Source organism: Vallitalea sp. (assembly GCF_025211055.1).
Classification (GTDB): Bacteria; Bacillota; Clostridia; order Lachnospirales; family Vallitaleaceae; genus Vallitalea.
Genome location: NZ_JAOARO010000051.1, coordinates 20,452 through 43,676, shown reverse-complemented (window position 1 = coordinate 43,676; position 23,225 = coordinate 20,452). Strand labels below are relative to the sequence as shown.

Below are 23,225 nucleotides of genomic sequence, written 5' to 3'. Positions count from 1 at the left end.
CAGTAAATCATCTCCCATGTTATAACTAAATAATATTATATCATACTTTGTTTCAAATACAACGAGCCTTTTACCTAATACTTAATATCGACTTCCCTACAAGAAATATTTAACTATTTCATCTTTCTTCAAAGTATTTATAATATCACTTTTTTCTAACCAACCTTTTCTTGCTACATTTATACCATATCTCATATAATCAAATTCTTTGATGCTATGTGCATCTGGAGATATGACAAACTTACACCCTTTTTCTTTTGCATTTTTTATATGTCTCCAATCCAGATCTAATCTATAAGGATTAGCATTGATTTCAATAACAACACCATTCTCACTACAAGCCTCAATAATCTGCTCTATATCTATTTTATACCCTTCCCTGCTAAGAAGCAATCTACCAGTTGGATGTCCTAATATACTCATATATGGATTAGAGATTGCCTTAATTATTCTGTCAGTCATCTTGTTTTGTTCCATTTTAAAAGCACTGTGAACAGAACCAATGATAAAATCAAAGGATTGTAAAATTCGTTCATCATAGTCCAACCTACCATCTGGAAGAATATCTGATTCAATACCTTTTAATATCTTAAAATCTTGATATTTTTCATTAAGTAGAGCTATCTCTTCGTGTTGTCTTTTTATATCCTCTTCTGTAAGACCACCTGCATAAATGGCTGTTTTACTGTGGTCAGTAATTCCTAGATAAGAATATCCTCTATTGATACAATCTATTACTAATTGTTCAATTGTAGCATTACCATCACTATAATTAGTATGTGTATGAAAAACTCCTCTTATATCTTCATTAGTTACAAGAACAGGCAATTCATTACTCCTAGCAGCCTCAAGTTCTCCATAATTCTCTCTTAATTCTGGCGGAATATACTCCATACCAAACACATTAAAAATATCTTTTTCATTATGACATATAATTAATTCATCATCTTTGAAAAGACCATATTCATTCATTTTTATCCCTTGTTTCTTAGCTAGATGCCTAAGTGCTGTGTTATGTTCTTTGCTGCCTGTAAAATGATGAAGTGCATATGGAAATTGTGAATCGCTAACAACCCTAATATCAGCATTCATTCCATTTTGCAACACTACACTAGACTTTGTTTCTCCCTTGCCAGTTATTTCTTTTATATAATGATGAGAAGTAAATAAATCCATGACTTTATTAGTTTGATCACTACTTACTAATAGGTCTATGTCTTTTAATACTTCTTTTCTTCTTCTTAAACTCCCTGCTACTTCACATCTTTGCACAATACCACTTTCTCTAATATATTTTAACAACTCGGAGGATAAAACTTCACCAATAGGGTAATGGAACTTTTCAGAATATTCATTATAACTCTTTATCCCTTCTAAAATCTTATCTTGAGTTTTTTTACTGAATCTTGGCAAATCCAATAATCTATTATTCTCACAAGCTTCTTTTAACTCTTCTATAGTACTTACACCGAGACTATTATATATAGTCATTATTTTTTTTGGTCCTAATCCTGATATACGAAGCATACTCACGAGTCCCTTAGGTACGGTCTCTTTCAATTTTGTATAATATTCCAATTCACCTGTATTAACAAGTTCAGTTATTTTACTAGTTAATGCTTTTCCAAAGCCTTCTATACTTCCTAATCTATTCTCTGAAACCAAAGTCTGTATATCTTCTTGAATGACTTCCAACTTGTTAGCTGCATCATAATAGGCTCTGGATTTAAAGAAATTTTCACCTTTCAATTCTAATAACAACCCTATTTCATTGAGAACTTTTATTACTTCACTTTTTGTCATTATGATACCGCCTTTTTATCTATCAATTTCAGCTTATAAATTAGTTCCATCTATAATTAAACTTGTTTTAAATATTAGTATTGGCACTTAATAAAATATATATACTGATGAGTAACTAAAACAGATATAATGTATTGTGTAATCAATCTAATCCCTTGAATCTATAATTTTATTTGATATAATGTACAATATATGATTATAAATCTAATAAGAAAGAAGGATTAATATGTGTGGTCGTTTTGTTTTAACATTAGATTATGACATGTTGGTTGATATCTTAAAAGGTAGATTCGACATAGAAAACATAGCTTCCAATCTTGACTATATTCCTCGTTATAATATTGCTCCCAGTCAACAAGTTCTATCTGTTGCATCAAATGGCAAAAAAGATAGAATAGGTTATTTACGATGGGGTTTTGTTCCTTCTTGGGCAAAAGATACAAAAATAGGATATAAAATGATTAATGCAAGAAGCGAGTCTGTAGAAACTAAACCATCATATAAAAAATCCTTTATAAACAATAGATGTGTTATATTATCTAATGGGTTCTATGAATGGAAAAAAGAAGAAAATAGTAAAAAGCCAATGTTTATCACTATGAAAAACAACAAACTATTTTGTATGGCTGGTCTATATAGTATATATTATACTAAGGACAAACAAAAAATAAGTACATGTACAATATTAACTACTACACCCAACACTTTAATGTCCAATATCCATAACCGAATGCCTGTAATATTGAATAAAGACGATGAAAAAAGTTGGCTGAATCCTAATATAAAAGATATAGCTTATCTAAAATCATTACTGAAACCATACCCAACTTCAGAAATGGAAGCTTATGAGGTATCCAGTCTAGTCAACTCACCGAATAATGAAAGCCCGTTATGTACAAAACCTGAATCTTCTTGACTTCGAACAGACAGTAAAAAGAATTAGTAATTAGTTTTTTATAAGGCGTCGGATAATACTTTTTTGGAGATAACATATTATCCGACAGTCCCATCAAAATATATTTCTATATATTCTTCAACCAATTTTTTAATTTGTTAACAGACTCAGTCTTAGCTTTTAGAGGATCTTTTATTTCAATTTCTCCAATGAATCTGTTGCCTTTTAATCTCTCTTTATAATGTTTAAAAGCTTTTCCTTCGCCTCCACCAGCATGGCAACAGAAAAGGGCAATATTTTTATTTAGTATTGCATTCTCTGATAAAAAAGTATTAACTGCTGGTGAAAAATGACTAGCCCATATAGGTGAACCTATAAGAATTGTTTTATACTCATCTAGGTTAACATCATATGGTAATAATTCTGGTTTTTTATCCGTTATTGCTTGTTTTCCCCCTATTAAATATTTCAGGAATCCTTTTGATTTAATGTCTTTTTTTAGTTTTAGTTCTAATAAATCAGCCTTTTCTTCTTTTTTTATTTCCTCGGCAATAAATCTTGTGTTTCCACCTAGAGAGTAAAATACAATAAGTTTCTTTCCATTATCCATAAATATTTCCACCTTTCGTTTTTTATAATCTTGATAAAAGAATCCTTTTCATTTGTTCATAACTTAGAGTAATAGGATTATTTTTATTACTAGTTGCTTTTACAATACTATCTAAATCTTGTTCTATGATACCAAATTCCTTAAGTCTTGGTATCTTTAGTTCATTTATCCAGTACTCTAAGATATTTATTAGTTCTTTACAAGATATATCTATATCTTTCTCATCACTTCCAGTAAGTATGGCACCTACTTTAGCATATTTCTTCAGATAAATCTTATCTTGTTGTTCTTGTAGTAATTTGATATTAAGTTTAACTGCCTCAGGCAATAATGTACCGCATAAAACTCCATGTGGTATATCTACATAACCACCTACACTTGAAGCAAACCCATGTACAATACCAAGGCCTGCATTTGCTAATGTAATCCCTGATATATAAGAAGCATAAGCCATACTAGCACGTTTTTTTATAGAATCATATTCGTCCTTACATACTGATAGAAAAGATTTACCAAAGTATTCTATACCTGAAACAGCTAATGCATCTGTCATGGGATACGCTTTGGTGGATACGTAGGAACCTATTAATTGAGTCAGTGCATCTAACCCACTAGCAGCTGTTATATTAGATGGGCAGTTAATCATTAGTTCTGGATCTAACATAACTATATCTGGTACAAAATTCTCGTGACGTATGGATTTCTTGAATCCTTTATTACCCACTTTACTTAAAACAGCATTTTTCGTTGTCTCACTACCAGTTCCTGAAGTAGTAGGTATTGCAATCAGAGGTATTTTATCCCCATTATGAATCTTTCCTTCCCCTACTCCTTCTATATATGCCATGACTGAGTCTTTTTGAGTCAACATTGCAGAAATAGCTTTACCTGCATCCATGACACTGCCTCCGCCAATGGCAATAACTAATTCAATATTATGATCTCTATGCTTGTTTACTTCATTATCTATACTTTCTGGAGAAGGCTCTCTTACTACTCTTGTCTCATATATATTAGTATTTACCATCTTATCCAATAATTTTCCATAATGATTAGAATTTCTAAAAGAACTAGCTCCTGTGACAAGCAATATATTTTTTGCACTTTTTGCAATATTCAAAGAATCTATCTCGTTAATACTTCCTGGATGAAAAATCGTTTGTGGTACTTTAGCAAAATTGAAGTTTACCATATAATTCATTCCTTTGCAGTGTATTTATTATCTTATTATTCATCTGTTAATGTTGTTTAAAACGTGTAGTTCTATTAATTATATTCTATATCAAAATATCTATTTTGTCATTTTTTATTTCAGGAATATTTTACTAAATATTAAATATTCTAAATAATTTTTATTATTTTTTTCTCTTGACAAGCATATAATATGAGCATATAATCTTAGTTAATTCAATTTGATTGTTAAATATATTTAAAAACTGTGATAAGAATTAGTAGGATCAGTAGCGTTTTCAAGAGAGTTGCCGGTTGGTGAGAGGCATCAAACAAGCTGATTTGAATACATCTTTGAGTTTCCTATCGAAAGTTATCGAGTAGACTAGTGACGTTAGGTATACGTTATAATACCAAGGCATCCTTTTGGAATTACCAAACAGCGTGCTTATTAAGATTGTCATAGTAATATGACAATGAATCAAGGTGGTACCACGTGAGATTATACTCTCGTCCTTTTATTAGGATGAGAGTTTTTTTATTTGCATTTTTTATATATTTTAATCAATTTGAATATTAATGAGGATATATCTTAAGGCCTAAAGATTATTTATAAATATTTTATTTTATGGAGGTAAGAAAAATGGATAGAAATGTTTTTGAAACTTTACTAGAGAGAGGTTATGTATACCAATCTACACACGAAGAAGATATTAGAGAATCACTGAACAGCGGTTCACCTGTTACATTTTACTTGGGTATTGACCCTACTGCTGACAGCTTGCATATAGGACACTTTTTTGCGTTAATGATGTTTAGATATTTACAAGATGCTGGACACAGAGGTATTCTAGTTATCGGTGGTGCAACTGCACTTATTGGTGATCCTAGTGGTAAGAGTGATATGAGAAAAATGCTTACGAAAGAACAAGTAGCACATAATGTGGAAGAAGTTAAACGTCTTGCAAGTAGATTCATCAAGACTGATGGTGATAATAAAGCATTAATCCTTAGTAATGCAGAATGGATTAATCCTTATAATTTTATTGATTTCATGAGAGATATAGGTGTTCATTTTAATGTTAATACTATGCTGTCAGCGGATGCTTATTCTAAGAGATTAGAAGAAGGCGGACTTACATTCTTAGAGATGGGTTATATGCTTATGCAGTCCTATGATTTTGTTTACTTGAATAAAAAGTACGGTTGTACTTTGCAAATCGGTGGCAGTGACCAATGGGGAAATATTGTTGCTGGAACTAATCTTGGAAGAAAACTTAATATAGCTAATAATGATGAAAGAGATATTATGTTTGGACTTACTTGTCCTCTCCTTATGACAAGAGAAGGTAAAAAAATGGGTAAAACTGAATCTGGTACATTATGGGTAGCTAGAGATAAAACTACTGTTTTTGATTTTTACCAATACTTTTACAATGTTAATGATGATGATACTGAGATGTTATTGCGTTTGTTTACCAGAGTACCTATGGATGAGATTGTAGGTTTATGTAAAGAGGATATTCGTGGTGCTAAGAGGTTGATGGCTTATGAAATAACTAAGTTGGTTCATGGTAAGGAAGAGGCTGATAAGGTTCTTAAGACTATTACTGAATTATTTGATAAGAATAAGATTTCTAGTGATATACCTGCTATTGAGATTGAAGAGAAGTTGATAAAAGATGGTATTTCTGTTATTGATTTATTGTTTGAGTGTGAATTTGTAAGTACTAAGTCAGAAGGCAGACGATTGATTAAGCAGGGTGGTATTAGTATTAATGGAATTAAGGTGGAAGATGTTGATTTAGTTGTTGGTGAAGATAGGGTTGAGAATGGTGAGATTGTTTTGAAGAGGGGTAAGAAGAAGTATTTGAAGGTTGTAGTGAAATAAGTATAATACAACTCAAATTCATGTGGCTAAATTAGCTTTGACCACATGAATTTGAGTATTATACCAATTGACTTAAGTCCCACAAATTTTTATATATTCCATTTTGCATAATAAGTTCTTTATGATTTCCTGATTCTACCATTTTACCATCATCAATAACCAAAATACTATCTGCTTCTTTTATACTTGATAATCTATGGGCAATCACCACCAAAGTTTTATTTTTTACAAGCTCATTAATTGCCTCTTGAATAAACAGCTCATTTTCTGGATCGACACTTGATGTTGCTTCATCTAGCAGAATAATAGGGGAATCCTTTAGTATTGCTCTTGCAATTGATATTCTTTGTTTTTCACCACCAGAAAGGGTTGCACCTCCTTCTCCCACCACTGTATCATACCCATTTGCTAAATCCGATATAAACTCATGGCATCTAGCTTTTTTTGCTGCTTCAACAATTTCCTCATGGGTTGCTTGTTCCGCACCAAAAGCTATGTTATTAGCAATTGTATCTTCAAATAAATACACATTTTGAAAAACCATACTTATTTTTGATAATAAGGTATTTAAGGAAATTTCTTTAATATCTACCCCACCAATGGTCACTTTACCATTATCAACATCCCAAAATCTGGAGATTAAATTAGTAATCGTGCTCTTACCTCCACCTGATGGACCAATTAAGGCAGTAAATGTTTTTTCTGGTATTTTAAAATTTATGTCTTTTATTACATCCTTTTTATCATATGCGAATCTTACATTAGAAAATTCAATATCCAAGTTATCAAGTTCAATGTTTTTATGGGTGTCTTTAAGTTCCTTTACCGCCATTATCTCATCATATCTATCTAATCCAGCTTCAAGGATATCAAAACGTGTTACCCCATTTACTATAACCATAATTGAATCTAAGGAAATAGGTGCAAATATCATCATTCCAAGGACAAATTCCAAACTGATATAACTTGAAAAGTAAAGTATTAATGATAATGAAATTAGTAAAGCAATACCTATGTAATGAGAACTTTCTGTTAGTATCCTAGGAAGTAAATATGCTTTTTCAAAAATAATTGCCTTGTTTTTACTTTTTTCAAAATTCTTTTCAAGATCTATATTGTCTTCGTTTTCCATACCAAATGCCTTAATAGCTCCAACTCCTTTAATAAACTGCACTACAGCACTAGATAAATTAGCGAACTGCTCTTGTCTTATGGCTCCATGTTTCTTATTTACTAGATCCAAATAATTAATAGTTAAAAAAGCTATGAAAACTATGATGACAAATCCAAAACCTAACCACATGTTTATATAAAACATAAATATAGAAGTAAGCAACAGACTAATGTACGCCGAAATTAATTGTCCTAGAAAAATCATACCATTTTCTTCTGCAAATATAATATCTGTCGTTAACACAGAAATAATATTCCCAATATTCCCCTCTGAAAAATACCCCAATGATAGTTTTCTGAGGTGTTCAACTAACTTTAATCTTTGTTTTGCAAATATATTTAATCCCTTTGCACTTTGTAATCCATCAACAATTCTTCTAAATATACACCGAAAAATAATGCTTACCAACATTGCTATACTTACGTTCCTTATACTATTATAGGTTAAATCATCATTCAGATAATTATTCAAGGAATAAAATACAAGCATATATGGTACAAATATAGTCATATTTTCAAGTACAGAAAAAATTATACTTATATAAAGACTTTTTCTATCTTCTTCGGCTATGATAAATATTCTTCTTATTATCTTTAACATACTATACCTCCCTTACTTTGAATCTATAATCTAATGTCATATTGTATCTTTCCCAAAGATTTTTATAGATGTCATTATTTAATAGCTCATCATGAGGCGCAAAATCGATTAATCTACCTTTATCTATCAACATGATTTTGTCAGAGTTGCTTACACTTGATAGTTTGTGAGCGACTGTTATAACTGTCTTATCTTTCGTTAGATTCCTTATGGCTTTATTTATAAGTGCATCATTTTTCGCATCTGTAAATGACGTTGCTTCATCAAGAATCACTATATTTGTATCCTTTAATATTGCTCTAGCTATAGTTATCCTTTGACGTTCTCCACCAGAGAGTTTATTCCCACTATCACCTACATTCGTATTATATCCATTGGATAGGCTCATAATTACATCATGACAACTTGCAGCCTTACAAGCTGCAACTATCTCATCTTCAGTAGCATCTGACTTTGCAATTAACAAGTTTTCTTTAATAGATATGTTAAATAGAAAATTATCCTGTGACACATAACTGATATTTTCCATTAGCTTTGTTAACGAAATCTCTCTAATGTCTATACCGCCAAGTTTAATTGCGCCATTATTCACGTCCCAATAGTGCATAATTAATCGACCTATCGTACTCTTACCACTTCCACTTTCACCAACAATACCAATTTTCTCTCCCTCATTAATTGTAAAAGTCATATTATCTATAACACGTACCTTATCATAAGCAAAAGTAACTTGTTCGAAATCAATTTTTGTAGACACTATGTCTTTATCTCTAGGGTTTTCAACAAGCTCAGCCTCATCAAATTCTACTTCAAGTTTTTCAATTTTTTTCACAACATTATACATCATAGGCACAAAGTTCATTATCTTTAATAATGGCGTACTTATACTTAATGCGAGAATTATACCAAACAATAATGTTGATAGTTCCATTGTATTGTTTAAAACCATCATCATACCAACTGGTAGCATAAAAGCAATTGTTGATGGCAATACAGATTGGAACACAGCCATATAATTAAAATTAACCTTATACCATTTTTTTGTAAACTCTTTGTATTCGCTTATTGAATCATCAATTTTCTTATTAGATATTGAAGTCTTATTAAATATTTTAACAACTTCCATTCCCGATACATACTCTACAATAGATTTATTAAGCTTAATAAGACTATTTCTATATTGTTTACTTTGTTCTACTCCATCTTTTACCATTCCAACCATTGCAACTACAGCAATAGGAATCGTAACCAAACTTAGTAGTCCCAACCTAACATCAACAATAAACAAAACTACGTATACACTAATACTTGAAATCACATATGGTAAACCCTCTGGAAAAGCATGAGCAAGTAATAGTTCTATACTTTCTATATCATCAACAAAGTTTTGTCTATACATACCTGCTCCCTTATTTGTTATTGTACCAAGTGGCATTTTCTTCAGCTTTTTAGCTAATGCCTTTCTAATATTACATAAGGTATTAAATGCAAATACATGAGACTGATCAAGACCAAAGGAAAACAACGTTGATTTTAATAAGTAAGCAATAAAAATTCCTACAATGTATATTGATACAGAGTTAAATGCACTTAATCCACTAATTAATTCTTTAATGATGCAATACACTAAATAAAATGCAGTAATTTCACTAAGTACACTTAGTAGAATTAAAATTACAGCAGTATATCCATTTCTCTTGTATTTTCCTGCATAAGAAAATATTTTTTTCAGCATATAATTAACCTCCTTTAAAAACCAAACACCTTACTCCAATTAAAAAATTCTGCTATAGTTTCGGATTTTTTTAGTGCCACTTCCCTTGAATCACTGTGAATAATTGATTCAAATATTGTAGTCCAATAAGCCGTTAATAGCATATGAAGTGTATCCTTGTCCATCAAGGAACAACTTAAACCTCTTTTATAAATTTCTTCAGTAATCTCATAAGTTAGATTTGTAATCTTTGTAACAAATCCATGTAAAAACCCACTATGCTTGGTTCCTTCTGATGAACACAGAAGTAACCTCATACCTTCATAATGATCATATAAATAATTTATTTGATACTTATATGTTTCAATTGGATTTGACCAAAATTTTTCTAGCTCTTTGCTCTCTAATATTTTCAAGGTATTGCTTATCCTATTATCTGATAGTTTCTCAAGTTTGTCATATATAGGCTCTATAATAGAATCGAATAAATCTTCTTTCCCCTTGTACCTCTTGTATAATGCACCTGTAGTCACTCCAGCATTCTCACATATTCTTTTCACTGAAGCATTAAGATAGCCGTACTCTAAAAATTCTTTTATAGCACTTTCAGTTATTTTTGGATTTAAGCTAGTATCCTGTACAGACATAAAAAACCTCCTTCTATTCGATAATTTGATTACCGATAATCCGATTATCTATTTGTTAGTATATTCCTATTCATACTATTTGTCAACTGTGTTTTGCTATCATTTCAACATAACGCTTACACAAGAATTAATGAAATCTCATTAGTATTTAATGATTTAATTGATTTTGTTTATTGAAGAATGTTTTGTATCCTAGGTGGAGCATTATTATGACGGTTAATGATACAGATCCGAAAATGCCTAGCATGATGGCTATTTGGTATGTTATAGCGGTTGTTGGTATTACTCCTGCTAGTATTTGACCGGTCATCATACCTGGGAGAAAGATTATTCCCATTCCCAGCATTGAATTGATTGTTGGGAGTATTGCGGAGTCGAAGGCTTTATTTATTACATTTTTGGAAGCTAGTTGTGGGGTTGCACCTAGGATTAGTGCTTCTTCTATTGTGGCTTTATTGGTTGTCATTCCTTCTATCAGTGAGTTAATTCCTAGGGAGATCCCTGTCATTGAGTTTCCTATGAGCATTCCGGCTATGGGGATAAAGTATTGGGGTTCATACCATTTTGGAATACGGATGACTACAAATAAAAAGTAGGTCAGGCATATTAATGTGCCGATGCTCATGGATAGTGCTATGACTTTTTTTAGCTGAGTTGATAATTTTGCTTTGAATTTCTTGAATATTGTGTATACTGCAAAAATCTCCATTATTATTATTATGGCTATGGTAATGTAGGGATTTGGATTGTTAAAGACAAACAGTAGTACGTGACCAGTGAGGATAAGTTGTAGGGTCATTCTTATTGATGAAATTATTATTTCTTTTTCTCTGCTAATTCCTCTGAGTCTAACTATGACAAGTACGAAAAACACAAATATATAGGCTAGTGCTACTTGTATAACTGTTAAGTCTATGATTCCATCCATATGTCTCCCTCCATTCTGTGTTTTCCTTTATTTATTTTTATTATTGTATCAGAATATTTGTTTGCTATTTCTTTGGAATGAGTTACCATTATAAGGGTTTTATTATTTTCTTTTACAAATCCTGTAACCATCTGTATTATAATGTCTTCTGTACTGTCGTCTAAGGCTGAAGATGGTTCATCTAATAGATATACAGGTGAATCAAGGAGAATGATTCTTCCTAATGATAGTCTTTGTTTTTCTCCACCAGATAGAAGTTCTACATTATCATTAAGGTTTTTATTCAATTGGAGTTTTTGTAATATTTCTTTTAGGTAATTATCATTCGGTAATTCTTTATCTTGGAATTTTAATCCAATTAATAGATTATCTTTGATATTACCTTCAAATACTATAGGGGTTTGGGATAGCATTGAGACTTGTCTGCGATGTGTAACTGAATCTATTTCGTCAAGCGGTTTACCTTGAAATAAGATTTTACCTTCTGTAGGTGAAATCATTTTGTTTAACAATTTTAGTATTGTTGTTTTTCCTCCTCCACTTTCCCCTACTAATGTTGTAATCTTATTTTCTTGGATTTTTAATGATGGTAAATCTATTATGTGTTTAAATTTCACACCTTGTAGTTCAAACATTTTTATTCCTCCTCTTCAACCCTATATACGCTATAAGTTCTACCATATTTTGCAAAAGACACACCAGAACCAATCCTGGTTCTACATGCATCTTTTCAACCCCTTTAACTTATTCTTATACACAAAAATTTACTGTTCAGCTATACTTCTTGCACTTTTCCTTTCGATTAATGTTGTCCCAATTTCAACTTTCTTAACTAATGCTCTATCACCTTTAATCTTTTCTAACAAGCATAATACTGCCTCCTTACCCATTTCCCTTGTATTGACTTTCAATGTTGTTAAAGGTGGATAAGTATATTCTGTTGTATAATCTCCATTAAAGCCTATAATAGACATATCTGCTGGTATCATAATACCATTATCTTGTAATGCTTGTATAACACCAATTGCTGTAGGATCATTGGCTACAAATAATGCTGTAGGAAGATTATCTAATTTAATTAGCTTTTCAGCCATCTCATATCCTCCTTGTGTTCCTTTATGTCCAAATATCACCCATTCATCTCTATATAAATTATTTTCTGTCATGTATTTTGTAAATATCTTTTTTCTAGAATCCTCGTCCTCTAATACTGAGAATTCATTCGCACCTAAACATCCTATTTTGGTGTGTCCTAAAGCTATTAAATAATCTAAAACTTTGTATACGGCAAATCTAGTATTAAATGAGATATGATCATATTCATCTGGAAAAGGATTATATAAACCTACAATAGCAAATTTATTTGTACTTGCATTATTTCTTATTAATTGGTGTTGGTTTTGAGTTAAATTCCCAAAAATTATCGCACCATCATACTGTTGTTTTGTTGTTGGCAATTGAGTAATTGGTACACTAAACACATTAATTTTTTTCTTAATACATATTTGTTCAATACCATTTCTAATTGAAAAATAAAACGCTCTATCAACTTTACTTGTAAAAGCTTCATCATTATGTATCATTACAATACTAAATGTCTGTTTTTGTGTTTTATTTTTTCTTTTTCTTAATGGTTTATACCCCATTTCCATTACAACTTTTTGAATTTTTTCTCTTGTTTCATCAGTAACAGATAGAGTATCATCATTATTTAAAACACGTTAAACTGTAGTCTTTGATATACCAACTTTTTTTGCGACATCTTCTAATTTAACCATAGCATAACCCTCACTTTTTTCTTATAGCTATATAAAATATATCATAAATTCTCATAAAATATTTAATAGAATATAAATTATAAACTATAATAATAATAAGAGCAAGATATACTTATCACTTTCACTTCAATTTATTAATAAAAACTTGTTCCAACTAAGACATCATGGTTATCAGAAATCTCAACCTGCACACCTACCATTTCTGCAAATATAACAGCAGCCTTATAGTCCCATACTTCTTGGTTTTTTCTATAAAAGCAACTAGCCTCACCTATTGCAACCCTTATCACTTCAATAGTACAAACCTCTAAATATCTAATACCCATAAACTTTTTAGAAAACTCATCATATTTTCTTTCTTTTAGATATGATGGTGTTAAATGAATAATTCCAAACTCTGGAGTCTCTGGTCTCTCAAAAGGGACTCCGTTAATAAAAGCACCCATTTTAGAATGAGCACTATAAAGAATATCATCCTTAACATCATAAACCAGCCCAAATTTTTCACTTTCACCCTCAAATGCAATAATAATCTTTTTTGTATTCTATTATACAACATTGTTTTCCCTCATTTCTTTAATTTTTTATTAAGTAATTTACCATATACTAAATACATTCTTGATGATGCAATGATCATCAATATGGTTGAATAAACAAAAATTATTGCTTGGGCATCCCCACTTGCTCTTTCAGTGGTATATCGTTTTATCATCAATCCTAAAGGTTCTTTTAAAGGATGAGATAAAAATGCAGCTACATTATAATCAGTTAATAGAGCATTAAATCCTAAAACCACTAAAGAAAGTACTGAAATGCTCATATACAAACTGCCAATCAATATCATGTACACTTAATCGTTCCATAAAAGCTTTTAACTCTCCACCAATAGCATCAAGCGCTTCCTTATTTGCAGGTGCATTTCCAAAAGCACCACCCCATTTTGTTTGTACTTCTTTGGAGCCCCACCAGTTTACAAATTCCTCTGCATATTTCATCTTATTTTGTTTACCTGTATTTATTATTGCTATATTAGCTGGTAAAAATGGTGTCCCTACAGGAGTCTCCATTACATCTAATTCAATACCTTTACTTTCTGGAATAGTAACTACTCCTCCACCCCAAATAAATCCACCTACAACCTCACCTTTTAATGCCTCACGAAAATCATTTGGGAATGGATTAATAGCATTTGCATGAATGTCCTCAATCAACTTCCACCCTTCTTCTGAAACCCCTAGAATCCCATTATCATCCCTATGACGTACAAGCATGGAGGCAAACATAACCCCTCCCGTGGTTCCTGTAGAGCCAAATACATAGTACTTCCCTTTATATTCAGGTGATGTTAAGTCATACCAATCATTGGGAACTGGTAGTTGACCTTCTCCACCAATCAAAGCTGTATTATATGTGAAGTGAAATGTATCAATCGCCCATGGCCAAAACTTATTATCTACTCCCACCAAACTTGTATCAACAGTATCTGACCAATCCGGTGTAAACGGTACTAATAAATCATTTTCGACTAAAGCTAAATGTTCCAGAGTTGATGCTCCCAAAACAACATCGGCTATAGGATTATTCTTTTCCGCAATCAAACGATCTCTTATATCCCCTCCACCTGATTGAACAAATACGACATCAAAATTGAAATTCTGTTCTTCTACTAAAATCTTAAACAACTCTTCTCTGTCTCCATCGATTTGATTTGTGTAAATAACAAGTTCAACCTTATCTTCTGATTTAGTAGTTTCTATTTTTTCTTTTTCTTGTGGTTTTGGTATCTCATCATCCTTAACGGAATTAGAAGTTTTTGACCCACATCCCACTAATATAAGTACAAAAATCAAAATAACTAGAAAAAACTGTTGCTTTTTCATCTTACCAATCTCCTTTTCTTATAATTTAGTATGATTAATTGAAAAATAAGATTACTTAAAAGCCATATCTGTTGGATAGTTTAAATGATATTGACTATTCCTCTAGTTTTTACCACTAGACTTAGAATTATTATGCTTATTCATGATCACATAATCACTTAACAGTAAAAATTAAAATATTATATTGGAATTCAACAAAATCTTTCATATAAAAAAGGAGATTGTATCACAAATATTAATTTCATGGTATAACCATAAAAAATATTTACGATACAACTCTCCTTTAATATTCAAATGTAGCTTCTACCATAGCTACTATACTCAGCTTACCTGATTGAATAGGTATTCCACCATCTCTATAAATAGCGGTTTCATAAGGTTTTATCTTATCACGCTTTGTCTTTTCTATAACTTTTATAGGACGTGTATTAATTCTTGTTCTAATTGTCATTCCTATATTTTCAGCTTTATCCCTAGCGTTAATTACTGATAATTCCAATGCATCTTCATAGTATTTATCTGGATCATCCACGGTAAAACTTAGTCCTTGTTGATAGTTTACCCCATTTTTAACTGCATTTTGTATAATCATACCTACTGTATCTATATCAGTAACTGTTATTTCAATTACATGCCTTACTTCATAACCTCTAAAATCTTGTTTACCTTCTATATAATCATATTGTGGTACTACTGTGTATTGGATGGTCTTAATCTCTGTTTTGCTAACACCATCATCTACAAGCCCTTTGATTACTTGATCCATGATATTTTTATTTTCATCTTGTGCCATCACTACATCTTCATTTTTTGTAATAACACCTAATTTAAGAATTGCTGTATCTGGTTCTACTTCAATCTTACCAATTCCTACTACAGTTATCAATCTCTTATCTTCACAGTTTATCTTTTCTTGATAGGTGGGAGGATATCTATCGTAACACATATTTGGTACCATATTTTCTCCTCATAATATTATTCTTATATATAGTATGTTATGTTGTAATGAAATGTACTTATTGCTTTATGTGTTTTTGCATTAAAAAAGATTGCCATCAGGCAACCTTTTTTTAATATATGTTATTATAATTTTAGATCGTTTTATTTTGCTGTAATATATCCTTCAGCTGTTAATAATTCAGCGATTAAAACTGCTCCACCTGCTGCACCTCTTAGAGTATTATGAGATAAACATATGAATTTGTAATCATACAAATTATCTTCTCTAAATCTACCAACTGTTACACCCATACCATTTTCATAATTACGGTCGATTTTTGTTTGTGGACGATTATCTTCTTCCATGTATTTCATAAATTGTTTTGGCGCTGATGGAAGTTTCAATTCTTGTGGTTTACCTGAATAACTATTTAGTATACTAATAACTTCATTAACTTCAGGTTTTTCCTCAAAACTTATAGAAACTGCTGCTAAGTGACCATCAGCTGCTGCAACTCTAATACACTGTGCAGAAATTACAGGCTCTGTAGCTGAAACAATCTTATCATTCTCGATTTTCCCCCATATTTTCATTGGCTCTTGTTCACTTTTTTCTTCTTCTCCACCAATATATGGTATTACATTGTCAACCATTTCTGGCCAGCTGTCAAATGTTTTACCAGCTCCAGATATTGCTTGATAAGTACACACATTAACTTGTGTAGGTTTATATTTCTTTAATGCATTGACAACAGGAACATAACTTTGAATTGAACAGTTAGGTTTTACTGCGATAAATCCTCTTTTTGTTCCAAGTCTTTTCCTTTGAGCATCAATTATTTTTAAATGCTCATCATTAATTTCTGGAATTACCATAGGTACGTCTTCAGCCCAACGATTAGCTGAGTTGTTAGAGACAACAGGTACTTCAGCTTTTGCATAAGCTTCCTCTAATTCACGTATAGTCTTTTTATCCATATCTACTGCACAAAAAACAAAATCAACCATTCCACTTATCTCTTCAACATTAGATGCATCCATCATAGTCATATTACCGAATTTTACTGGTATTTCTATTGATTGTGCCCAACGACCTTTTACTGCTTCATTATATGACTTGCCTGCTGATCTTGGACTTGCAGCTAAACATACTACATCATACCAAGGATGATCATGCAATAATGAAATGAATCTTTGACCTACCATACCAGTAGCTCCGATTATACCAACACGTAATTTACTTTCCATATTTTTATACCTCACTTTTTTAATGTTTTTATTGAATTAATTAAATATATCTTATATAATAAATAAACATAAATAATCATTTGTCTTTCTGGTGTAAACATTTGTTTTTACTATGCGTAGATTTTATCACGATTTTAATAAAAAATCAAGCCTTTTAATAATTTATCTCTGTATTTTAGTAAAGTATTTTATTCTTATAATATATATATATTCTCAGACATCAAAAAATCACTGAAAATTATCAGTGATTTTTTTTAATTAAACATACATACTTGTAGTTATAATTTTATCTTCAATTTACTTACATTAGATAAGTAATTCAAATATATATACCGTTAGTATTGCACTAACTGCTACTTTTATTAAACTTTTATCAAAATAAGCTACTACCAACGCTATTATTAATCCTGCAATGGCAGAATACAAATGTTGTGTTGAGTACAGAATGCTTGGAAATGTCATAGCTCCCAATACTGCATACGGCACATAACTTAAAAAAGATCGAATGAATCTAGATTTTATCTTATGTTTAAAAATCACTAAAGGTGCTACCCTTGGTATGTATGTAACAAAAGCCATAACTATTACTGCTATGAATTGTTTGGTAACCGTCATCTAATCATCCTCCTTAGGAAACAAAAGAGCACCAAAAGATGATGCGATTATAGTTGCTATAATTATTCTCCAACCTGATGATATATGATTAAATACAGGAAGCCATGTCAAGACACAATTAATTACTACAGCTATAACAACTACTTTCAAAGCTGACTTGGATTTTTGGGAAGCAGGGACTATTAATGCAATAAACATAGCATATAGTGCTATCCCCATAGAGTTTTGAACATTTTCTGATAATACAGAACATGATAAAGCTCCTAATGCCGTTCCTAGTCCCCATCCCAAAAAAGGACCTGTAATCAGACCTAACATATAGAGAAAAGAAATTTCTCCATCTTCCATAGCTGCTAAAGTAAATGTTTCATCTGTAATTCCAAATGCTATTAAATACCTTCTGAAAACACTCATAGGTTTTTTGAGCTTTTGAGATAGAGCTAATGACATGAGCATATAACGTATATTTATAACTAATGTTGTCACTCCGATTTCCAAATATGATGCTCCTGCTATTATTAATCCAGTTCCAGCAAATTGTCCAGCTGAAGTAAGATTTGATAAGGATATAAAAATAGTCAGCCATATAGGTATTCCACCAGTTACTGCCATCAATCCAAATGTAAATGAAACAGGTATATAACCTAACGCTATAGGCATTCCCTTTTTCAACCCACTATAAAATTCATTATCCGTTACGTCTTTGTTGCGTATCTCATTATACTGTCTTGTTGCTGCATAATCTTTCAGTTTTCTCACCCACTAATTAAAATACTGTCATTTTACTGTATACATTGTAACAATATATATATTAATGGATGGATTATATTTGTCAAGATTTTGAGAGGAATTTATGCATTATTATTCCATAACTGTTAATATACTTCCAAGAGTCATCATGACTGATGATGATTTTGTTCTTTTTGCAAGTCCAGGTCGTTTTTCACCAACCACTTTTAGAACTGTATCTGCCATAGTTATAGCAGCTCCAGATTTTTTCCAATACCGGCATTCCTGCTGCTAAAGCAATCCCATAAGAAGTAATTAATAATGCGATAAAGGGGTGATTTTAATTTTAGATGTAGCTAATACAATAAAAGCAATACCTAGTAGTAAGATTAGAATTAATACTGGTCCTTGAACCATTCAAAACCCTCCTAATATTAATATATTTTTATTTAGATAATAAACAATTATAGTCATTATTCTACACTTATATATACAAATAAAATAAAGCTGTTAGTTTGAATAATCAATTATATACCTTTATTACCTTCATGATTCTTTCTATTGCTTGAAATAATAATATATCTGCATTTTTCATTGCATAATAAAGATTATTTGGTCCGTCCATAATTGTAAAAATAGAATCAATACCATATTCATAGACTCTATCTGCATCCTTACCAATTGAACCTACTACAGCAATAACTGGTACATCATATTTTTTTGCTGTTTTTGCAACACCAACAGGTAATTTACCATTGACAGTTTGATAATTGATTTCACCTTCACCTGTAATTACTAAATCAAATTTGAAATCACTGAAATACTTTTCTAGATTGATTATATCCTTAATTATTTCAAATCCTGGTTTTAACATAGCATCAAAAAAAGCTAAAAGTCCCGCACCTAATCCTCCAGCTGCTCCAGAACCTTCAATATCCTTCACATCTTTACCAAAATCATTTTTAATAATTGAAGCAAAATTAGCCAATGCATCATCTAGTAATGGTAATTGCTCCTTAGTTGCACCTTTTTGAGGTCCATAGATGTAACTTGCACCATTAGGTCCACACAAAGGATTATTAACATCACAAGCTACAAGAAAATTAACATCATCAAGTCTCTTATCCTTATTACTTGTATCAATATGGTGTAAATCTTTTAAACCTATAGCACCTCTTTGAATCATATTACCTTTTTCGTCCAATAGCTTGAAGCCTAGCGCTTCCATCATTCCTGCTCCGCCATCATTAGTAGCACTACCGCCAATACCTAATATTATTGTATTACAACCTTTATCGATAACTTTTTTTACTAATTCTCCTGTTCCATAAGTAGTTGTGTATAATGGATTCTTTTTGTCTACAGGTACCAGTGGTAAACCTGAAGCACTTGCCATTTCTATAACTGCCGTTTTATCGTCACCTAATAATCCGTATTTAGCTTTTACTGGCTTTCCGATAGGATCAGTAACTGTTTCGTATAATATACTTCCTTTTGTATTATAGACTAGAGCTTCAACTGTACCTTCACCGCCATCTGCCATAGGACATGTAACAACATTGGCATTAGGAAAAATATTGGTAACCGCTTTTTTGCTATTTCACAATATTTCTCTGCTGACAAACTACCTTTAAATGAATCAGGAGCAATAAGAATATCCATTTCCCACCTCCTTTACTTAATTATATTTTTTTAAAACAATTAACAAAACTATCATTCGTTCTCTAATATTATAATACATTTTTACCAATTATTCTTTATGCACCCATTATAAAAAAGCACATAAATTTTGTTTCTTGGGTACAAATATTTAATGGTCACATAAGATGATATGTCTTGCTTATTATGTTTTTTGTTCCCACTTGCAATGATGACACCTGATTCATTCATAATATTTATGTTATATCCAAGATTTTTCATAATGTTATCTATTAATTAATATCTAGTCAAGAACTTAGAATAAAAAAAATCCATTTACACATATTAAATAATATTATTAATAATACCTAAGGAAGATTTCATGAAAACAATTATATTTATTATTATTTTACAACTACTATACGTTCCCCTACTTACTATGAGAACTATTTTTATGGTCAAACATAATAGTTTTATAGCCTCAGCATTTGGTTTTTTTGAAGCCGCAGTATATATCTTTGGTCTATCCCTTGTTATCAGCGGTAATCAAACATTTTTAACCATGTTCATTTATGCTCTTAGTTTTGGCGTGGGAATATACATCGGTAACCTAATAGAAAAAAAACTGGCAATCGGACATATCACCTACAATATAAGCTTAAAACACGAAAACCAACTATTCATTGACAAACTCCGAGAACAAGGATTCAGAGTCACCATCTTCGAAGGTATAGGAAAAGAATGCAAACGCTACAAATTAGAAATCCTCATAGACAGACATCTGGAAGACGAATTATGGAAATTAGTAAAAACATATGAACCCGAAGCCTTTATAACATCTTACGAACCCCGAAAATTCAAAAGAAGACACAGCCAACTCCTAAAATAATCATAGTCAACATATCTACTATCTCACCTCACAAATAAAACGTCTATAAATCAATAACGCTGTACAAAATAAAAAGTGTTATATGGTTCTTACCAACATCATTCAATATATTATAATTACCTATAATTATATTAAAATTTTGGCTAGTCCTAATTATATTATTAAGACTAGCCATATTATCTAATCATTTCTATCAATTAAATCTACCAACATATTAATATCGTCTTCTATCATTCCCAGTCCGCCTCTGAAGAATCGGACATTAGTTAAGTCAATTCCAACACTCTGACCTATACCATAGATCGAATTTTTGCCCGTTTCTCTAAGCAATGTATCATATTTTGATAAGAAACTGTCTCCTTCATTCTCATACATAGCATATAATCCTTTTGCCAATAATAGTCCAAATGCATAAGGGAAGTTATAGTAGTTCCTGCTAGCATAATAATAATGAACTTTATTTACCCACATATATGGGTGATTAAACCTATAGTCTAAAGCATCACCATATGCTTTTTCCTGAGCATCAGCCATAAGGTCACATATTTGTCCAACTGATAATGTAGCGTTTTTTCGTTTTTCAAATAATGCTTTTTCAAATACGAATCTACTATAGATATCCATAATAATACCAACATATCTTATAACCTGATCATTAAGTATTTCAAATCGTTTCTTATCATCCCAACTGGCTAATGCAGATTTTATGATGATTGTTTCACAGAAAGTTGATGCTGTTTCAGCTATTGGCATAGTATAACTTCTATTTAATAACTCTTCATCTTTCAAACAATGTCCATGATAACCGTGTCCAAGTTCATGAGCAAGAGTAATAACATTAGTAAGAGCACCATCAAAGTTTAGTAATACTCTACTCTCCCCTATTGGAAGATTAGAACAAAATGCTCCTCCTCTTTTACCAGCTCTTGGCTCCACATCAATCCAGTTCTTATCAAATGCCATCTGAGCAAAATCAGCAAGATTAGGATTAAAGGATCTAAAATTGTCATAGACAATATGTTTTGCTTCTTCATATGTAATCTTGGAAACCTCTTTTCCTAATGGTGCATACAACTCATACCATGGAAGTCCGTTATCGTATCCTAAGACTTGAGCTTTTTTCTTAAGATATTTACGAACAATAGGTAACCCTTCTTCTATAGCTTTTAATAAAGCATCCAATATCTTATTATCCATCCTAGAATAGAATAGTGTCATATCCAATGGTGATGAAAAACCTCTAAGTTCTGTTTGTGTAATAGCCTCACCTTTGATACCATTAAGACACGCTGACATAGGAAGAGTAATCTTCTTATAAGCTTCTAACTCACTCTCATAGGCACGTTTACGTACATTCTCATCTTGTGAATAAGCCATGTTTCTTACAGCACTAATAGGCTTAATTTCTTCTTCCAAACCATATTTAGCTGGTAGTTCAACTTGCAGTGTAGATAGTAACTGCTGATGCAGCTTAGTCCAAGCTGAGGAACCTGTATTCTTCATTCTTGCAATAATACTCTCTGTATCACTATCTAAGCTATGTTTATTGATTTCTACCATTTCTTGCAATATGTATTTATGTTCTTGTAGATATGAAGAAGAAGATATTATCTTATCAAATTCAACTATTTTACTTATATAATCTCCAAACATCACTTCTAATTGTGTATAATCTGGATATAATGCTTCTATAGTATTGAGTTTTTCCAATGCTGTCTGGTTAGTTGTATCTGTAGCAGATTGCAGACGTGCATAAGCAGCATATCTATCCATTTTATAATCTATGGATGTCATTTGTCTAAGTATATATGTTATTTTATCAGTATCATTTAGTTTATTATCATTTAAATCTTTATCAAACCATTTTTTTAATGATTGTATCTCGTCTTTTACATCTTGTAGGTCCTTATCCATCTTAGGATCATCAAAGGATGTATATAGAGATGTCAAATCCCAATGTGTACTCATTATTTTACTCCTTTCACAATATATTATCTTTTATATCCTCATTATAAATTAAATAAAACAATTTATCTATAGAGAATTGTTATTATTATATATATTTTTTGTATAACTT

21 protein-coding genes, 1 pseudogene and 1 other annotated feature are annotated in these 23,225 nt (G+C 31.2%); of the genes and pseudogenes, 3 read left to right on the top strand and 19 right to left on the bottom strand.

Features of this window, described 5'->3' with window-relative positions; genetic code table 11:
- Positions 1-96: 96 nt before the first annotated feature.
- Positions 97-1,803, bottom strand: a complete 1,707-nt coding sequence (gene polX, locus N4A55_RS06390) for a DNA polymerase/3'-5' exonuclease PolX (RefSeq protein ID WP_293754729.1) — start codon at positions 1,801-1,803, stop codon at positions 97-99.
- 226 nt (positions 1,804-2,029) lie between these two features.
- On the opposite strand from polX, the gene N4A55_RS06385 reads away from it, so the two are divergent.
- Positions 2,030-2,719, top strand: coding sequence for an SOS response-associated peptidase (locus N4A55_RS06385; protein ID WP_293754728.1), 690 nt, complete (start codon positions 2,030-2,032; stop codon positions 2,717-2,719).
- A gap of 106 nt (positions 2,720-2,825) precedes the next feature.
- Here the strand turns inward: N4A55_RS06385 and N4A55_RS06380 are convergent, their stop codons facing one another.
- Both N4A55_RS06380 and N4A55_RS06375 read right to left on the bottom strand, forming a co-directional pair.
- Positions 2,826-3,308 (bottom strand): flavodoxin family protein, encoded by a 483-nt coding sequence (locus tag N4A55_RS06380; RefSeq protein ID WP_293754727.1) that lies wholly within the window; start codon positions 3,306-3,308, stop codon positions 2,826-2,828.
- A 22-nt stretch (positions 3,309-3,330) separates the two neighbouring features.
- Positions 3,331-4,500, bottom strand: coding sequence for an iron-containing alcohol dehydrogenase (locus tag N4A55_RS06375; RefSeq protein WP_293754726.1), 1,170 nt, complete (start codon positions 4,498-4,500; stop codon positions 3,331-3,333).
- 237 nt (positions 4,501-4,737) lie between these two features.
- Positions 4,738-4,999, top strand: a binding site (T-box leader).
- Between the two features lie 122 nt (positions 5,000-5,121).
- Here N4A55_RS06375 and tyrS point away from each other — a divergent pair.
- Complete coding sequence (tyrS, locus tag N4A55_RS06370) at positions 5,122-6,369, top strand: tyrosine--tRNA ligase (protein WP_293754725.1); 1,248 nt, start codon at positions 5,122-5,124, stop codon at positions 6,367-6,369.
- Positions 6,370-6,427: 58 nt separating this feature from the next.
- On the opposite strand, the gene N4A55_RS06365 is transcribed toward tyrS, so the two are convergent.
- From N4A55_RS06365 to N4A55_RS17025, 15 genes and pseudogenes are all read right to left on the bottom strand, one after another.
- Positions 6,428-8,143, bottom strand: coding sequence for an ABC transporter ATP-binding protein (locus N4A55_RS06365; protein WP_293754724.1), 1,716 nt, complete (start codon positions 8,141-8,143; stop codon positions 6,428-6,430).
- A gap of 1 nt (position 8,144) precedes the next feature.
- Positions 8,145-9,878 (bottom strand): ABC transporter ATP-binding protein, encoded by a 1,734-nt coding sequence (locus N4A55_RS06360; protein ID WP_293754723.1) that lies wholly within the window; start codon positions 9,876-9,878, stop codon positions 8,145-8,147.
- Between the two features lie 14 nt (positions 9,879-9,892).
- The gene (locus N4A55_RS06355; protein ID WP_293754721.1) at positions 9,893-10,504 is read right to left on the bottom strand and encodes a TetR/AcrR family transcriptional regulator; all 612 of its coding nucleotides are present in this window, start codon (positions 10,502-10,504) and stop codon (positions 9,893-9,895) included.
- Positions 10,505-10,652: 148 nt separating this feature from the next.
- Complete coding sequence (locus N4A55_RS06350; RefSeq protein WP_293754720.1) at positions 10,653-11,432, bottom strand: ABC transporter permease; 780 nt, start codon at positions 11,430-11,432, stop codon at positions 10,653-10,655.
- The gene (locus tag N4A55_RS06345) at positions 11,417-12,067 is read right to left on the bottom strand and encodes an ABC transporter ATP-binding protein (RefSeq protein ID WP_293754719.1); all 651 of its coding nucleotides are present in this window, start codon (positions 12,065-12,067) and stop codon (positions 11,417-11,419) included. The genes N4A55_RS06350 and N4A55_RS06345 overlap by 16 nt, the downstream gene beginning before the upstream one ends.
- Before the next feature lie 129 nt (positions 12,068-12,196).
- On the bottom strand, positions 12,197-13,078 hold the full coding sequence (locus N4A55_RS06340) for a substrate-binding domain-containing protein (protein WP_330666339.1): 882 nt from the start codon (positions 13,076-13,078) through the stop codon (positions 12,197-12,199).
- Between the two features lie 266 nt (positions 13,079-13,344).
- Entirely contained in the window at positions 13,345-13,656 is a 312-nt protein-coding gene (locus tag N4A55_RS06330) for a hypothetical protein (RefSeq protein WP_330666338.1), read from the bottom strand.
- A 122-nt stretch (positions 13,657-13,778) separates the two neighbouring features.
- On the bottom strand, positions 13,779-14,030 hold the full coding sequence (locus N4A55_RS06325) for a hypothetical protein (protein WP_293754717.1): 252 nt from the start codon (positions 14,028-14,030) through the stop codon (positions 13,779-13,781).
- Positions 13,990-15,090 carry an extracellular solute-binding protein gene (locus tag N4A55_RS06320; protein ID WP_293754716.1) on the bottom strand — a complete coding sequence of 367 codons (1,101 nt, stop codon included), beginning with the start codon at positions 15,088-15,090 and terminating at the stop codon, positions 13,990-13,992. Before N4A55_RS06320 ends, N4A55_RS06325 begins: the two co-directional genes overlap by 41 nt.
- A 283-nt stretch (positions 15,091-15,373) precedes the next feature.
- On the bottom strand, positions 15,374-16,048 hold the full coding sequence (locus N4A55_RS06315) for an SIMPL domain-containing protein (RefSeq protein ID WP_293754715.1): 675 nt from the start codon (positions 16,046-16,048) through the stop codon (positions 15,374-15,376).
- Between the two features lie 143 nt (positions 16,049-16,191).
- The gene (asd, locus tag N4A55_RS06310) at positions 16,192-17,277 is read right to left on the bottom strand and encodes an aspartate-semialdehyde dehydrogenase (protein WP_293754714.1); all 1,086 of its coding nucleotides are present in this window, start codon (positions 17,275-17,277) and stop codon (positions 16,192-16,194) included.
- A 306-nt stretch (positions 17,278-17,583) separates the two neighbouring features.
- A complete protein-coding gene (locus N4A55_RS06305) occupies positions 17,584-17,892 on the bottom strand; it encodes an AzlD domain-containing protein (protein ID WP_293754713.1) in 309 nt (102 codons plus the stop codon).
- Positions 17,893-18,651 (bottom strand): AzlC family ABC transporter permease, encoded by a 759-nt coding sequence (locus N4A55_RS06300; RefSeq protein WP_330666336.1) that lies wholly within the window; start codon positions 18,649-18,651, stop codon positions 17,893-17,895.
- Between the two features lie 493 nt (positions 18,652-19,144).
- Positions 19,145-20,203: pseudogene (locus N4A55_RS06295) on the bottom strand (glycerate kinase family protein); the annotation flags it as partial.
- A gap of 161 nt (positions 20,204-20,364) precedes the next feature.
- Positions 20,365-20,541 carry a sugar diacid recognition domain-containing protein gene (locus tag N4A55_RS17025; RefSeq protein WP_443083821.1) on the bottom strand — a complete coding sequence of 59 codons (177 nt, stop codon included), beginning with the start codon at positions 20,539-20,541 and terminating at the stop codon, positions 20,365-20,367.
- A gap of 100 nt (positions 20,542-20,641) precedes the next feature.
- Here N4A55_RS17025 and N4A55_RS06290 point away from each other — a divergent pair, with 100 nt between their 5' ends.
- Complete coding sequence (locus N4A55_RS06290; RefSeq protein ID WP_293754712.1) at positions 20,642-21,148, top strand: DUF5698 domain-containing protein; 507 nt, start codon at positions 20,642-20,644, stop codon at positions 21,146-21,148.
- 180 nt (positions 21,149-21,328) lie between these two features.
- Here N4A55_RS06290 and N4A55_RS06285 read toward each other — a convergent pair whose 3' ends face one another.
- Positions 21,329-23,116: a M3 family oligoendopeptidase gene (locus tag N4A55_RS06285; RefSeq protein ID WP_293754711.1), complete on the bottom strand. Its 1,788-nt coding sequence runs from the start codon at positions 23,114-23,116 to the stop codon at positions 21,329-21,331.
- Positions 23,117-23,225: the final 109 nt, after the last annotated feature.

What these genes read in the sequence shown, in the direction of transcription:
- polX (WP_293754729.1), bottom strand. Translation starts at nt 1,803, where the DNA reads ATGACAAAAAGTGAAGTAATAAAAGTTCTCAATGAAATAGGGTTGTTA.
- N4A55_RS06385 (WP_293754728.1), top strand. Translation starts at nt 2,030, where the DNA reads ATGTGTGGTCGTTTTGTTTTAACATTAGATTATGACATGTTGGTTGAT.
- N4A55_RS06380 (WP_293754727.1), bottom strand. Translation starts at nt 3,308, where the DNA reads ATGGATAATGGAAAGAAACTTATTGTATTTTACTCTCTAGGTGGAAAC.
- N4A55_RS06375 (WP_293754726.1), bottom strand. Translation starts at nt 4,500, where the DNA reads ATGGTAAACTTCAATTTTGCTAAAGTACCACAAACGATTTTTCATCCA.
- tyrS (WP_293754725.1), top strand. Translation starts at nt 5,122, where the DNA reads ATGGATAGAAATGTTTTTGAAACTTTACTAGAGAGAGGTTATGTATAC.
- N4A55_RS06365 (WP_293754724.1), bottom strand. Translation starts at nt 8,143, where the DNA reads ATGTTAAAGATAATAAGAAGAATATTTATCATAGCCGAAGAAGATAGA.
- N4A55_RS06360 (WP_293754723.1), bottom strand. Translation starts at nt 9,878, where the DNA reads ATGCTGAAAAAAATATTTTCTTATGCAGGAAAATACAAGAGAAATGGA.
- N4A55_RS06355 (WP_293754721.1), bottom strand. Translation starts at nt 10,504, where the DNA reads ATGTCTGTACAGGATACTAGCTTAAATCCAAAAATAACTGAAAGTGCT.
- N4A55_RS06350 (WP_293754720.1), bottom strand. Translation starts at nt 11,432, where the DNA reads ATGGATGGAATCATAGACTTAACAGTTATACAAGTAGCACTAGCCTAT.
- N4A55_RS06345 (WP_293754719.1), bottom strand. Translation starts at nt 12,067, where the DNA reads ATGTTTGAACTACAAGGTGTGAAATTTAAACACATAATAGATTTACCA.
- N4A55_RS06340 (WP_330666339.1), bottom strand. Translation starts at nt 13,078, where the DNA reads ATGGGGTATAAACCATTAAGAAAAAGAAAAAATAAAACACAAAAACAG.
- N4A55_RS06330 (WP_330666338.1), bottom strand. Translation starts at nt 13,656, where the DNA reads ATGGGTGCTTTTATTAACGGAGTCCCTTTTGAGAGACCAGAGACTCCA.
- N4A55_RS06325 (WP_293754717.1), bottom strand. Translation starts at nt 14,030, where the DNA reads ATGAGCATTTCAGTACTTTCTTTAGTGGTTTTAGGATTTAATGCTCTA.
- N4A55_RS06320 (WP_293754716.1), bottom strand. Translation starts at nt 15,090, where the DNA reads ATGAAAAAGCAACAGTTTTTTCTAGTTATTTTGATTTTTGTACTTATA.
- N4A55_RS06315 (WP_293754715.1), bottom strand. Translation starts at nt 16,048, where the DNA reads ATGGTACCAAATATGTGTTACGATAGATATCCTCCCACCTATCAAGAA.
- asd (WP_293754714.1), bottom strand. Translation starts at nt 17,277, where the DNA reads ATGGAAAGTAAATTACGTGTTGGTATAATCGGAGCTACTGGTATGGTA.
- N4A55_RS06305 (WP_293754713.1), bottom strand. Translation starts at nt 17,892, where the DNA reads ATGACGGTTACCAAACAATTCATAGCAGTAATAGTTATGGCTTTTGTT.
- N4A55_RS17025 (WP_443083821.1), bottom strand. Translation starts at nt 20,541, where the DNA reads ATGAAAAATCTTGGATATAACATAAATATTATGAATGAATCAGGTGTC.
- N4A55_RS06290 (WP_293754712.1), top strand. Translation starts at nt 20,642, where the DNA reads ATGAAAACAATTATATTTATTATTATTTTACAACTACTATACGTTCCC.
- N4A55_RS06285 (WP_293754711.1), bottom strand. Translation starts at nt 23,116, where the DNA reads ATGAGTACACATTGGGATTTGACATCTCTATATACATCCTTTGATGAT.